Source organism: Mesorhizobium sp. B2-1-3, from assembly GCF_006442495.1.
Lineage (GTDB): Bacteria > Pseudomonadota > Alphaproteobacteria > Rhizobiales > Rhizobiaceae > Mesorhizobium.
Map to the genome: position 1 here is coordinate 24,932 of NZ_VFWL01000012.1, position 13,650 is coordinate 38,581.

12 protein-coding genes are annotated in these 13,650 nt (G+C 64.0%); 6 read left to right on the forward strand and 6 right to left on the reverse strand.

Annotated elements, in window-relative coordinates:
• Positions 1–684, forward strand: coding sequence for an SGNH/GDSL hydrolase family protein (locus FJ973_RS19830; protein ID WP_140498341.1), 684 nt, complete (start codon positions 1–3; stop codon positions 682–684).
• Between the two features lie 228 nt (positions 685–912).
• Here the strand turns inward: FJ973_RS19830 and FJ973_RS19835 are convergent, their stop codons facing one another.
• On the reverse strand, positions 913–1,821 hold the full coding sequence (locus tag FJ973_RS19835) for a hydrogen peroxide-inducible genes activator (protein WP_140498340.1): 909 nt from the start codon (positions 1,819–1,821) through the stop codon (positions 913–915).
• Positions 1,822–1,948: 127 nt separating this feature from the next.
• Between FJ973_RS19835 and katG the strand changes: the two genes are divergently transcribed.
• Positions 1,949–4,147 (forward strand): catalase/peroxidase HPI, encoded by a 2,199-nt coding sequence (gene katG / locus FJ973_RS19840; protein ID WP_140557305.1) that lies wholly within the window; start codon positions 1,949–1,951, stop codon positions 4,145–4,147.
• 77 nt (positions 4,148–4,224) lie between these two features.
• On the opposite strand, the gene FJ973_RS19845 is transcribed toward katG, so the two are convergent.
• Complete coding sequence (locus FJ973_RS19845; RefSeq protein WP_140498338.1) at positions 4,225–4,902, reverse strand: MIP family channel protein; 678 nt, start codon at positions 4,900–4,902, stop codon at positions 4,225–4,227.
• Positions 4,903–5,221: 319 nt separating this feature from the next.
• On the opposite strand from FJ973_RS19845, the gene FJ973_RS19850 reads away from it, so the two are divergent.
• The 4 genes from FJ973_RS19850 (at position 5,222) to guaA (ending at position 9,518) form a co-directional block, all read left to right on the forward strand.
• On the forward strand, positions 5,222–6,511 hold the full coding sequence (locus FJ973_RS19850; protein WP_140557307.1) for an RsmB/NOP family class I SAM-dependent RNA methyltransferase: 1,290 nt from the start codon (positions 5,222–5,224) through the stop codon (positions 6,509–6,511).
• 128 nt (positions 6,512–6,639) lie between these two features.
• A complete protein-coding gene (locus FJ973_RS19855; protein WP_027146613.1) occupies positions 6,640–7,098 on the forward strand; it encodes a PaaI family thioesterase in 459 nt (152 codons plus the stop codon).
• 134 nt (positions 7,099–7,232) lie between these two features.
• Entirely contained in the window at positions 7,233–7,901 is a 669-nt protein-coding gene (locus FJ973_RS19860; RefSeq protein WP_140498336.1) for a 5'-methylthioadenosine/S-adenosylhomocysteine nucleosidase, read from the forward strand.
• A gap of 54 nt (positions 7,902–7,955) precedes the next feature.
• Complete coding sequence (gene guaA / locus FJ973_RS19865; protein WP_140498335.1) at positions 7,956–9,518, forward strand: glutamine-hydrolyzing GMP synthase; 1,563 nt, start codon at positions 7,956–7,958, stop codon at positions 9,516–9,518.
• A gap of 401 nt (positions 9,519–9,919) precedes the next feature.
• Here the strand turns inward: guaA and FJ973_RS19870 are convergent, their stop codons facing one another.
• From FJ973_RS19870 to denD, 4 genes are read right to left on the reverse strand one after another with little or no spacing between them, the layout of a single operon-like run.
• Positions 9,920–10,672 (reverse strand): TIM barrel protein, encoded by a 753-nt coding sequence (locus FJ973_RS19870; protein ID WP_140557309.1) that lies wholly within the window; start codon positions 10,670–10,672, stop codon positions 9,920–9,922.
• Complete coding sequence (gene otnC / locus FJ973_RS19875; protein ID WP_140557310.1) at positions 10,672–11,325, reverse strand: 3-oxo-tetronate 4-phosphate decarboxylase; 654 nt, start codon at positions 11,323–11,325, stop codon at positions 10,672–10,674. The genes FJ973_RS19870 and otnC overlap by 1 nt, the downstream gene beginning before the upstream one ends.
• On the reverse strand, positions 11,322–12,587 hold the full coding sequence (otnK, locus tag FJ973_RS19880; RefSeq protein ID WP_140557312.1) for a 3-oxo-tetronate kinase: 1,266 nt from the start codon (positions 12,585–12,587) through the stop codon (positions 11,322–11,324). Before otnK ends, otnC begins: the two co-directional genes overlap by 4 nt.
• Positions 12,588–12,638: 51 nt before the next feature.
• Positions 12,639–13,625: a D-erythronate dehydrogenase gene (gene denD, locus FJ973_RS19885; protein WP_140557313.1), complete on the reverse strand. Its 987-nt coding sequence runs from the start codon at positions 13,623–13,625 to the stop codon at positions 12,639–12,641.
• Between the last annotated feature and the right edge of the window lie 25 nt (positions 13,626–13,650).

The window sequence follows — 13,650 nt, forward strand, 5'->3', positions numbered from 1 at the left end:
ATGTCACCGCCAAAAAATATCATGTGCTACGGCGACTCGCTGACCTGGGGCTGGGTTCCGGTCAAGGAAGGGTCGCCGACCTACCGCTACCCCTATGATCAGCGCTGGACGGGTGTTATGGCGGCGGCGCTGGGAGCGGGCTACCACATCATCGAAGAAGGTTTGAGTGCGCGCACGACCTGTCTCGACGATCCCAACGATCCGCGCCTCAATGGCGCCAATTATCTGCCCTCGGCCATCGCCAGCCATCTGCCGCTGGATCTGGTCATCGTCATGCTGGGCACCAATGACACGAAGTCCTATTTTCGCCGGACACCCTACGAGATCGCCAACGGAATGGCGAAACTGGTCGGGCAGATCCTGACGAGCGCCGGCGGTATCGGCACGCCTTATCCGGCTCCGAAGGCGCTGGTCATCGCGCCGCCGCCGCTGACCCCGATGCCCGATCCCTGGTTCGAGGGTATGTTCGGCGGCGGCCACGAAAAGTCCAGGGAGCTGGCCAGGCAGTACAAGGCGATGGCGGATTTCATGAAGATCGACTTTCTGAATGCCGGCGATTTCGTCACCACGGACGGTATCGACGGCATCCATTTCACCGCTGGCAACAACGCCGATCTCGGCCGCGCGGTCGCCGACAAGGTCAAGTCTATTCTTGAGCCAAGCCGAGCCAGCACCGCCGCCTGAAGTCGCGACGCCCGCCGGCTTGCGCAACAGGCCGGTTTGCAGGCGTGTCGCATTCTTCCTGTATGCCATTATGGACCCAACGATGAGCCCGGTCCGTAATTCTGCCCAACACGTTCCGTGGCACTTGACCCACTTGCTTTTATGAAGACGAGCTATCCACTCAAGCCGTTCAACAAGCGCACATTCGAGGTTTGCCTGGGCTGATAGCCAGCTTGGGCTCCTCGTCCTTCACACCGCCTGCACCGCCGCCGCCAATCCTCGTATGATCTTCGCCAGCTCCCTGCACTCATTGTGCAAGGTGCTGTTGCGCCGCCAGGCAAAGCAGATCGTGCGCTGCGGCATGGGTTCCTGGAACGGCACGATCTTGAGATCGGGGATAGTGCCGGCAGGTCCCGTGGCCATTTCCGGGATCAGCGTCACGCCGAGCCCGTGCGCCACCATCTGCAAGAGCGTGGTCAGGCTGGTGGCGCCGTAGCTTGCCATCGCCACCGGCCGCACATTGCCGCAGACAGCCAGCGCCTGTTCGCGCAGGCAATGGCCCTCCTCCAGCAGCATCAGCCTTTCCAGCGCCGGGCTTTCAGGCGGCACCGGCGGCGAGGCGAAAGCCGGATCGCCTGACGGCACGGCCAGGAAAAACCGGTCGGGGAACAAAGCCTCGGTCACCAGGCCGGGATGGTCGAGCGGAAGCGCGGCGATGAAGGCATCGAGCTTTTGCGACGCGATGTCCTCGACGAGCGAGGCGGTCACCGCCTCGCGCAGTTCGAGCAGCAAGTCCGGGAAATGCATTTTCAGCTCGGGCAGCGCGCGCGGCAAAAGATAGGGCGCGACGGTCGGGATGATGCCCAGCCGGAAGCGCCCTCCCATGGCAGGGCGGCCACGCCGGGCGATGGTCTCGACCTCGCGTATGTCGGAAAGGATGCGTTCGATGCGCGGCAAAAGGGCTGCCGCCTCGTCGGTCATGCGCACCGATTTGCCGCCGCGTTCGAACAGCCGGCAGTTCAGCCGCTGCTCCATTTCCGCGATCTGCGAGGACAGCGCCGGCTGGCTCACGCCCGCAAGTTTCGCCGCACGCCCGAAATGCAGCGTCTGCGCAAGTGCGTCGAAATAATGCATCTGGCGGACGGTTAGGCCTATCATAAGAAAATCCTATTGAAAGGAACAGGAAAGGCAATTTGTTTTTATCGGCAGGCTGGCCTAGTCTGGAATCATTCCAGGATGGCGGCGCTGGCTGCCCGGAACCCTCGGCAAAAAATTGGAGTGCAAGGTGGACGCGAAAACCGACGACAACAGCGCGGGCAACTGCCCTGTCGCGCATGGACCCGGTGCCAGGACTAACCGTGACTGGTGGCCCAACCAACTGGACCTCGGCGTTCTCCACCAGCAGTCGAACCTCTCCGACCCGATGGGCGAGGACTTCGACTATGCCAAGGAATTCGCGAGCCTCGATCTCGACGCGGTGATCAAGGACCTGCACCATGTCATGACGGATTCGCAGGATTGGTGGCCGGCCGACTTCGGCCATTACGGGCCGCTGTTCATCCGCATGGCCTGGCACAGCGCCGGCACCTACCGCATCGGTGACGGCCGCGGCGGCGCCGGCGCCGGCCAGCAGCGTTTCGCACCGCTCAACAGCTGGCCTGACAACGCCAATCTCGACAAGGCGCGCCGCCTGCTGTGGCCGGTCAAGCAGAAATATGGCCGCAAGATCTCCTGGGCCGACCTGTTGATCCTCACCGGCAATGTCGCCCTGGAATCGATGGGCTTCAAGACCTTCGGCTTCGCCGGCGGCCGCGCCGACGTCTGGGAACCCGAGCAGGACGTCGATTGGGGATCGGAAACCAAATGGCTCGACGACGAGCGCTACTCCGGCGACCGCGAGCTTCGCGGCCATCTCGGGGCCGTGCAGATGGGCCTGATCTATGTCAATCCGGAAGGCCCGAACGGCAAGCCCGATCCGCTGGCCTCGGCACGCGATATCAGGGAAACCTTCGGCCGCATGGCGATGAATGACGAGGAGACGGTGGCGCTGATCGCCGGCGGCCACACCTTCGGCAAAACCCACGGCGCCGGCGATGCCTCGCTGGTTGGCGCCGAGCCGGAAGGCGCCGGCATCGAGGCGCAGGGCCTCGGCTGGTCGAGCAAGCACGCGTCGGGCATTGCCGGCGATGCCATCACTTCGGGGCTCGAGGTCACCTGGACCACGACGCCGACCAAATGGAGCAACAACTTCTTCGACAACCTGTTCAACTACGAATGGGAATTGACGAAAAGCCCGGCCGGCGCCCATCAGTGGACGCCTAAGGGCGGCGCCGGTGCCGGCATGGTGCCGGACGCGCATAATCCCTCCAAGCGCCGCGCGCCGGCCATGCTGACCACCGACCTCGCGCTGCGGGTTGACCCGGCTTACGAGAAGATCTCGCGGCGGTTCCACCAGAATCCGGATCAGTTCGCCGACGCCTTCGCCCGCGCCTGGTTCAAGCTCACCCATCGCGATATGGGCCCGGTCGTTCGCTACCTTGGCCCGCTCGTGCCGAAGGAAGAGCTGATCTGGCAGGATCCCATCCCGGCCGTCGACCATGAACTGGTCAGCGAACAGGATATCGCATCGCTGAAGGCCAAGATCCTGGCCTCGGGCCTGTCTGTTTCCGAACTGGTCTCGACCGCCTGGGCTTCGGCCTCGACGTTCAGGGGTTCCGACAAGCGCGGCGGCGCCAACGGCGCCCGCATCCGGCTGGCGCCGCAGAAGGACTGGGACGTTAATCAACCTCCTGAATTGGCCAAGGTCCTTGCCACGCTCGAATCCATCCAGAAGGCGTTCAACGCGGCGCAGACCGGCGGGAAAAAGATCTCGCTGGCCGATCTGATCGTGCTCGGCGGCGTCGCCGCGGTCGAGAAGGCGGCGAAGGATGGTGGAAACGAGGTGAAGGTGCCGTTCACGCCGGGCCGCATGGATGCCTCGCAGGAACAGACCGACGTCGCCTCCTTTGCCGCGCTTGAGCCGAAAGTCGACGGCTTCCGCAACTATGTCCGGGGGCCGCAGCCGATGTCGATCGAGGCGATGCTGGTCGACCGGGCACAGTTGCTGACGCTGACCGCGCCGGAGATGACGGTGCTCGTCGGCGGCCTGCGGGTGCTCGGCGCCAACACCGGCAAGTCCAGGCACGGCGTGTTCACCGACAGGCCGGGCACGCTGACGAACGACTTCTTCGTCAACCTGCTCAGCATGAACACGGTCTGGGATCCGGCCGCCGGTTCGGATGAGATCTACGAAGCGCGCGACCGCAAGACCAAGGCGGTCAGGTGGACCGGTACCCGCGCCGACCTGATCTTCGGCTCGCATGCTCAACTGCGTGCGCTGTCGGAAGTGTACGGCTCCGCGGATGCCGGGCAGAAATTCGCCAGGGATTTCGTCGCGGCGTGGACCAAGGTGATGAACGCCGACCGGTTCGATATCACCGCCTGATTCAGGCGGAATTTTTCCACCCCATAAAAAAGGCGCGAGGCTCGGCCCCGCGCCTTTTCTTGTCCAGGCTTTAGAAATCAGTCCTTTTCGAAGACGCGCGCCTTGGCGACGACGCCGGCAATGGCGCCGCCGATCAGCGGCGCGACGATGAACAGCCAGAGCTGGCTGATCGCGGCGCCGCCCGAGAACAGCGCCGGGCCAATGGAACGGGCCGGATTGACCGATGTGCCGGTCACCGGGATCATGGCGAAGTGGATACCCGCCAGCGTCAGGCCGATGACCAGTCCGGCGAAGGCCGTCGCATGCCTTTCCGCGGTAACGCCGAGGATCACGGTGACGAAGGTGAAGGTGCCGATCAGCTCCCACAGGAACGCGGAAGAGACGCCCCATTTCGTCTCGTCCCAGCCATTGGCGCCGAAGCCGCCAGTGTGTCCCCCGGCCTGGCCGGAGACGATGATCCACAGCGCCAGCGATGCCAGGATGGCGCCGATGATCTGCGCGATCCAGTAGGGGATGACGTCCTTGGCCGGCAACCGGCCGGCAAGGAACACGCCGAGTGTCACAGCCGGGTTGAGATGCGCGCCCGAAATGGGGCCGATCGCGTAGGCGGCCGCGATAAGGCCGATGCCGAAGGCCAGCCCGATGCCTTCCTGCCCGAGCGGCAGCGCGCCGCCGAAGCCACCCGTCACCACCGACGCGGTACCGATGAACACCAACAGGAATGTGCCTAGAACTTCCGCCAGATAAGTCTTCATTGCCCTCTCCTCGTGACGATCCGCCAGTCCACGCTTTCCGCGCCGCGAATCATGGCGGCAAGAGTATTCCCAACCGAAAAACTTGGAAAGCTGAGCTGTCGCATCCCTACCGTGCTTGCAGCCGCCAGTTAAGAACATTAGAGAGCTTGCATCTATTGACGATCTGCTGTTGACCGCACCGGAAGATTTACTGCTCGGGCGGTTTTCGCCGATCGCCCGACAGGTTGCCTGTCGTCGCGAGACGGGGCGGGGTTCAATCTCACCGTGAAAGGCTCTAAGAGCAGGCCGAGATGATGCGCGCGATTTGGTGGACTGAAGAATGCGACTAGGCGGACGACTGGCTGCGGCCATCGAAGTGCTGGAAGACATTGGCAGGCGTCACCGGCCGGTGGCCGATGCGCTGAAGGACTGGGGCCTGTCGCACCGTTTCGCCGGCGGTGGCGACCGCGCGGCGATCGGCAATATCGTCTACGATGCGCTGCGCCACAAGCGCTCGGCAGGCTGGCTGCTGGCCGGCGACACGCCGCGCGCCATCGGCTTCGGCGCCCTGCTGCTCGAATGGGGCCAGACCGCGCGCTCGCTCAACGAAGCGCTCGACGGCGACAAGTTCGCGCCGCCGCTGCTGACGGCCACGGAACTCCAGGCAACCGAAGAGCGGCGGCTTGCCGACGCGCCGCCGGCGGTGCGCGCCGACATACCGGATTGGTGCGAGCCGCTTCTGCAACGCGCGTTCGGTGAGGCCTGGGTCGAGGAGGGCGCGGCGCTCGCCACCCGCCCGCCGCTCGACATCCGCGTCAACACTTTGCAGGCCGATCGGGCCAAAGTGCTGGCGGAACTTGCCGAAACCGGCGCCAAGCCAGCCCAAATCGCACCCCAAGGCATTCGCATACCGCCGATCGACGGCGACGGCCGGCATCCCAACGTGCAGGCCGAGCCGGCTTTCCAGAAGGGCTGGTTCGAAGTCCAGGACGAGGGATCGCAAATCGCCGCCGCTCTTGCCGGCGCCGAGCCTGGAATGCAGGTGCTCGATTTCTGCGCCGGCGCCGGCGGCAAGACGCTGGCGCTGTCGGCGGCGATGGGCAATACGGGTCAGGTCTTCGCCCATGATGCCGAGAAGGCGCGGCTGGCGCCGATCTTCGACCGCATCCGCCGCTCGGAAAACCGCAACGTGCAGATCGTCACCAAGCCGGCGGAATTGTCGCCGCTCACTGGCCACATGGACCTCGTCCTGGTCGACGCGCCTTGCACCGGCAGCGGCACCTGGCGGCGGCGCCCGGACGCCAAATGGCGGCTGACGCAAAGGCAGCTCGACGCCCGCAAGGGCGAGCAGATGGCGATCCTCGATGCCGCAAGCAGCTTCGTCAAGCCGGGTGGCCTGCTGGTCTACGTCACCTGTTCGGTGTTCGACGAGGAGAATGGCGACCAGGTCGCAGCGTTTTGCCAGCGCAATGGCGGTTTTGCCCCGGTCGACCATCGCCGGCTCTGGGACAGCCGTTTTCCCGGCCATGAAACGGCGATGCGGCTCGGCGCGCTGGGCGGTATCTGCCTGTCGCCGGCGCTGAGCGGCACCGACGGTTTCTACATCTGCGCGCTGCGTAGGGCTTCCTGAATGGAGCGGAAGCGAAACTTGCGCTTCCGCTCTCGAGATCAAATTGCTGCAGTGCAGCATTGGATGATTGCTTGCCGCTCACGCCTCTGCAATAAGCTTTTCCGGCAAAGGTGAAAGCAGCGACGGCCATGGCAGCAAAGATCGTACCCGCTCCGGACTATGAGGACCGCGTCAGGGCGTCCTTCGCGCGCCAGCAGGCGATGGCGACCATCGGCGCCGAATTGACGCTGGTGACGCCCGGCATCATCGAGATCGAGATGCCCTATTCGGCCGCACTCACCCAGCAGCACGGTTTCCTGCATGCCGGCGTCATCTCGACCGCGCTGGACTCGGCCTGCGGCTATGCGGCCTTCTCGCTGATGCCGGAGAATTCCGGGGTGCTGACCATCGAATTCAAGGTCAATCTGCTGGCGCCGGGCAGGGGTGAGCGCTTCCTGTTCCGCGGCTCGGTGACCAAGCCCGGCCGCACCATCATCGTCGCCGACGGCCAGGCCTATGCCTTCGCCGCCGACGGCGAAGCCAAGTTGATCGCCACCATGACCGGCACCATGATGACGATGGTGGGCCGCGACGGGATTGCTGGGTGAGTCGCAGGTTCGCCGCAGGCGAATTCATCGTGCCAGTGGCACGATGAAAGGCCACGAACGCCGGGAGCTGCCTCAGGCAGCGGGTCCCGGCGAGCAGGCGGTGAAGACTGCAGGACAGGGAGGAGTAAATCATCATGACCGACAAAGTGTCGCGCCTGTCCGGCAAGAACGTCCTCTTCGTCATGGCGGTGCAGGCCGAATACGGGCCGCATCTACAGCGGCTGTTTACCCCGCTGATGACCGGTGTCGGCCCGATCGAGGCAGCCGTCCGGCTTGGCGCCGAATTGTCCTGGCTGAAGTCGCAAGATGCGCTGCCGGACCTCGTCGTGTCGCTCGGCTCCGCCGGTAGCCGGACCTTGGAGCAGACGGAGATCTACCAGGCCATCTCGGTCAGCTATCGTGACATCGACGCCTCGCCGCTCGGCTTTGAGAAAGGCGCGACGCCGTTCCTCGACCTGCCGGTTACGGTGCCGCTGCCGTTGCGCATCCCGGGCATAAAGGAGGCGACGCTGTCGACGGGCGGCGCAATCATCACCGGCGCGGCCTTTGACGCCATCGCGGCAGACATGGTCGACATGGAGACCTTCGCCTGCCTGCGCGCCTGCCAACTGTTCGAGGTGCCCCTGATTGGGCTGCGCGGCATTTCCGACGGCGCGGCTGATTTCAGGCATGTCGGCGACTGGACCGAATATCTGCACGTCATCGACGAAAAGCTGGCGGATGCCGTCATGCGCCTCGAACAGGCTATCGGCGCGGGCTTGCTTCGGACGGGTTCTCCTGGTGACGTGGCGGGACCGGTCTGAAAGTCAGGCTCGCAACCCATTGCGCCGACTCGTTTCTTTCTCTAAACGCTCGCCATGAAAACAGCCAATCAACCCGACACCGTCCTGATTGTCGATTTCGGCAGCCAGTTCACCCAGCTCATTGCCCGCCGCATCCGCGAGGCCGGCGTGTTTTCCGAGATCGTGCCGTTCCAGTCGGCCGAGGCGGCATTCAAGCGCATCAATCCAAAAGCCGTGATCCTGTCCGGCGGTCCGGCCTCGACCACGGATATCGGCAGTCCGCGGGCGCCGCAGATCGTCTTCGAGGCCGGCGTGCCGGTGCTCGGCATCTGCTATGGCCAGATGGCCATGTGCGTGCAGATGGGCGGCGTTGCCGAAAGCTCCAATCATCGCGAATTCGGCCGCGCCTTCGTCGAGATCGAGAAGGAAAGTCCGCTGTTCGAGGGCCTCTGGGCAATCGGCCAGCGTCACCAGGTGTGGATGAGCCATGGCGACCGCGTCATCTCCTTGCCCAAGGGGTTCGAGGTGTTCGGCAAGTCGGAAGGCTCGCCCTTCGCCATCTTCGGCAATGTCGAGCGCAAGATGTATGGCATCATGTTCCATCCGGAAGTGGTGCATACGCCCGACGGCGCCCGGCTGCTCAGGAATTTCGTCCACAACATCGCCGGCATCGAGGGCGACTGGACGATGCGCGCCTACCGCGAGCACGCGGTCGAGGCGATCCGCAAGCAGGTCGGCAAGGGCAAGGTCATCTGCGCGCTCTCGGGCGGGGTCGACTCCTCGGTCGCCGCGCTGCTCATCCACGAGGCCGTCGGTGACCAACTCACTTGCATCCTCGTCGACCATGGCCTGATGCGTAAAGACGAGGCCGCCGGCGTCGTTTCGATGTTCCGTGAACATTACAATTTGCCGCTCATTCTGGTGAACGCGTCGGATCGCTTCATCGGTGCGCTCGAAGGCGAGGCGGATCCCGAGAAGAAACGCAAGACCATTGGCCGGCTCTTCATCGAGGTGTTCGAGGAAGAGGCCAAGAAACTCGGTGGCGCCGATTTCCTGGCGCAAGGCACGCTCTATCCCGACGTCATCGAAAGCGTCTCCTTCACCGGTGGCCCGTCGGTGACGATCAAGTCGCACCACAATGTCGGCGGCCTGCCCGAGCGCATGAACATGAAGCTGGTCGAGCCGCTGCGCGAACTGTTCAAGGACGAGGTCCGCGCACTTGGCAAGGAACTCGGCCTGCCCGAGAGTTTCATCGGCCGCCACCCGTTCCCGGGCCCGGGTCTCGCCATACGCTGCCCCGGCGGCATCACGCGCGAGAAGCTGGAGATCCTGCGCGAAGCCGACGCCATCTATCTCGACGAGATCCGCAAGGCCGGCCTCTATGACGCCATCTGGCAGGCCTTCGCCGTGCTCTTGCCGGTGCAGACGGTCGGCGTCATGGGCGACGGCCGCACCTACGAATTCGTCTGCGCGCTGCGCGCCGTCACCTCGGTCGACGGCATGACGGCAGATTTCTATCACTACGACATGGCCTTCCTGGGCGCCGCCGCCACCCGCATCATCAACGAGGTCCGCGGCATCAACCGCGTGGTCTATGATGTGACGTCGAAGCCGCCGGGAACAATTGAGTGGGAGTGATTCAGGCCCACTCAAACGCCGCCGAAAACACGCCAATCCGCGACGTAACTGTCTGATAACAAATATAAATCCTATCTGGGACAATCAGCCACAATCGGTGCGCAGAGAAGATCGCCAACCCCGGCTGATGACGCGAACGACGTCTTTGCGCCGTATATCAGTCCAACAGACTTGCACTGCAAACTTCTGAAAGGGGACATTTGTCCCTGATCGCAGCATAGCAGCATATGACCCTGGCAGTTGCATTGGCCCCTCGAACGCAAGGTCGGCTTTCTAGGCTAGGTCATCCCGAACGCGGCAGATCCGCTATCGATCGGGTGTTCTCGCGCCTCCTGTCTGGCGTGGATATCGGCTCCGCCGGGGCCGAAAGCGTGCCGCGCCAAGCACGCGCACTCAGGCCTCTAGTGGTCAAAACGCTTCATCCATCCGAACGAGTCGGTAGTGGGGCGATATTCGGCGCCGAATGCGCCATCATAGCCGGCGTCCGCGATTGCGCGCAGGAGCCAGCCATAGTCCACCTCGCCGTGATCGGGCTCGCTACGATCCGGTACGGCGGCGAATTGGATATGGCCGATCTTGTCGGAAAATTGCCTTACCGAGTTAAGCAAATCGCCTTGAATGATCTGCATGTGATAGCAGTCGAACATTACCTTTACCGCACCGTCTGTCGCATCGATCACACGCAGTGCGGTGGAAAGGTCGGAGAGGAGATAGCCCGGCGCATCGCGCGGGTTCAGAGGCTCGATCAATATGCCGATGTGGTGCCGTGCCGCCGCCTTCGAAGCGTACCGCAAATTGCCGGTGAACGTCGCGAAGGCTTCGTCACCGATTGCCTTTCCTGCCATCACATGGATGTTGCGACAGCCTGTTACGGCTGCCCATTCAATCGCCTGGTCGATCGCCGCGCGCGCTTCCGTTTCACGGCCCGGCAGCGCGGAGAGGCCGAAATCGCCCGCCCCGACATCCCCCCGGGCCGTGTTGATGCCAAGCAGCGGAAGACCGGTTTCGGCGAGCAGCGCCGCGACCACCGATGCGTCGGTATCGTACGGCCAATGCATCTCGACCGCCGCGAAACCGCGCCGCTTGGCCGCGCGGATCGCATCCGGAAGCGCTAGGTTACGAAAGAGAAATCCCAGATTGGCCGAAAGTTGCATCAGTCGTCCCACTCCACGTCAAAGTGTTCCACCAACTCGCGAATTTGCGGAGCCGCGAGGATCTTGGGCCGCAAGCCCTGGGTGAGAAGCGTGAGCTTGGCCGTTTCCTCAAGTTCCTCCATCGCGTAGGCGGCGGCTTCGAGATCCTTGCCGGCGACGACGGGTCCGTGGTGGGCCAGCAATACGGCCGACCGTTTCCCGGCGAGTCCGCGCACGGCGTCTCCCATCGCCGGGTCGCCGGGCCGGATGTAGGGCAGCAGTTTCACCTTTCCCAGCCGCATGATCGAATAGGCCGTCAGCGGCTTGAAGACGCTGTCGGGATCGATGTCGGGCAGAAGCGAAACCGCGACGGAATGGGTCGAATGAAGATGGACGACCGCTCCGGTGCGCGCGCCGCGTGTCTCGTAGAACGCCTGATGCAGCGGCATCTCCTTCGTCGGCTTGTCGCCGTCCAGGAACCGTCCCTCGGCGTCGAAGAGCGACAGGCGGGCGGGGTCGAGCGCGCCAAAGGACGATCCTGTCGGCGTGACGAGCAGCCGACCGTCGCCGAGGCGGGCGGAGATGTTCCCCGAGCTTCCCGCAGTGAGGCCGCGCGCGAACATGGACGCAGCGATGCTGCAGATCTGATCCCTGAGTCTTGTTTCATCGCTCATCGTAGAACGCCTCCCGTAAGGACGTCGGCTGCCTTTTCGAAGAACCCGGCCGAACCGAAATTGCCCGATTTAAGGGCGAGCACCATATCCGGGTCACGGGCCTTCAACGCCGGAACACCGGGGTCGATCTCCGGTCCGATCTCGAATGACGAAATGTTGAGCGCTGATACGACGGCCCCCGATGTCTCGCCGCCCGCCGTAACCAGCCGGCGTACGCCACGCGCCGAAAGCTGACGCGCCAGTTCGCCGAAAAAACCTTCAACCGCCGTCGCGACGCGCTCCTTCCCGTAGCGGTTCTGTGCGGCGGCGACGGCTTCGGGATCGGCCGACGAGAACACCAGTGGCAAGCCGTGGTGCTGATGGCCGATCGCCCACTCGGCATATTCAACAGGATTGGCCGTGCCGTCCACGACCGCATCCACCTCCACAACGCGCGTCGGATAATTTTTCCGGTGCTCGGCAATCTGGCGCCGGCTCATGGTCGAGCACGAACCGCAAAGCGCGGCCCCTGGCCCCTGTATTCCCTTCCAATGCGTGGCCGCCGTGCCGATCAACCCGGCCCGACGAAAGTTGGCCGGAAGTCCCAGCGCTATTCCCGAACCGCCGCTGAGCAGGACATCGGCTTCGGCAGCCTCGCCAATGGCGATAAGGTCCTTGTCCTGGATGGCGTCGACCACGACGTAGCGAGAGCCGCTGGCGGATGCCGCCTTCAGAGCATCCCTGATCGGGAGGGGGCCTCCCGCTACGACATCGTAGGGGACATGGCCGATCCCGCGCGCAGTCTGTCGCGCAAGCCAACGCCGCAGATCGGGATCCGTCATCGGCGTAAGCGGATGCTTCTCCATGCCGGATTCGCTCAACAGCCGATCGTTGACGAAAAGATGCCCCTGGTAGATCGACCGGCCGGTTGCGGGAAACGCCGGACAGACGATCGCGCGTGCCGCTCCCAACGCGTCGCCAAGAGCGTCCAGCACGGGACCGATATTGCCTTCGGGCGTCGAGTCGAATGTCGAGCAGTACTTGAACAGATATTGGCGGCAGCCTTGGCGTCGAAGCCACTCCAACGCCGCGAGCGACTGCTTCACCGCCTCCGAGGCGGATATCGTTCTGGTCTTCAGGGCAACGACGCCCGCGTCAACCGAGCGGTCGGAGGCGGTGTTGGGAACGCCGTTGTACTGGACCGTGCGCATGCCCCCCTTGGCAAGCGTGTTGGCCAGGTCGGAAGACCCGGTGAAATCATCGCCTATGCAACCGAGAAGCATCGGAATTTCCCACATTCAACTTTCACGAAATGCCCGCGATCGTGCGCTGCCTCAAGGGGTGGTTCGAGGGGCGTCGTCCGCCAGGTAAACCGCGATCAGCTCGTCGACCGTGCTTTCGGCCACAAAGCCCAGACTGGTGGCCAGCCTGGGCGTGAAGGATTTCGGCCAGCCGGCAATGATTGCCTCGATCGCCTCGTCCGGCGTGCGGTCTATCAACGCCTCGGCTTCGGCCCCTGCCACGCGGCGGAGCGCGGCAATCTGGTCGGAGACCGTGGCCGCGACACCCGGCATGTTCAGCGTGCGCCGGGCACCCAGCGCGGATGTATCGAGCATCGCGGCATGGATGAGGAAGGCTACCGCCGAGCGCGGGCTCGCCAGCCAATGCTTGACGGTCTCCTTCACCGGCAGCACGGAGCGCTGCCCGGCGAGTGGCTCGCGCAGGATGCCGGAGAAGAAGCCCGAGGCTGCCGCGTTGGGAATGCCGGGCCGAATGACGATCGTCGGCAGGCGTATCCCGACGCCGTCGAGGAAGCCGCGGCGCGAGTAGTCGGCCAGCAACAGCTCGGATATCGCCTTCTGGGTGCCGTAGCTGGTCAGCGGGGCAAGGATGTAGTCGTCGGGAATAGGGTCGGGCAGAGGCGCGCCATAGACAGCAACCGAGGAGGTGAACACCAGCCTGGGGATATATTTCCGCCGGGTTCCTTCCAGCCGGATCGCCTCGAAAAGAGCGCGCGTGCCGTCCATATTGATGCGATAGCCCTTCTCGAAATCGCGTTCCGCTTCGCCGGACACGATGGCCGCGAGATGGAAGATCACATCCGCGCGGCGCGCGGCCAGATCCTGCGCTGCGCCGGGAGCGGAAATATCGGCGGCAATGGCTTCGACAAAACCTATGTCACCGGTTGGCACCGGCGGCTTCGTCACGTCCGCCAGCGTCATCCGGTCGATCTTTCGATCTCCAAGCGATGCTGTCCGCGAAAGCTCGGCCGCGAGTTTGCGGCCGATCATTCCACCAGCGCCAATGATGAGTATATGCATGGATGCTCCGTTCTCTTCCGGGACT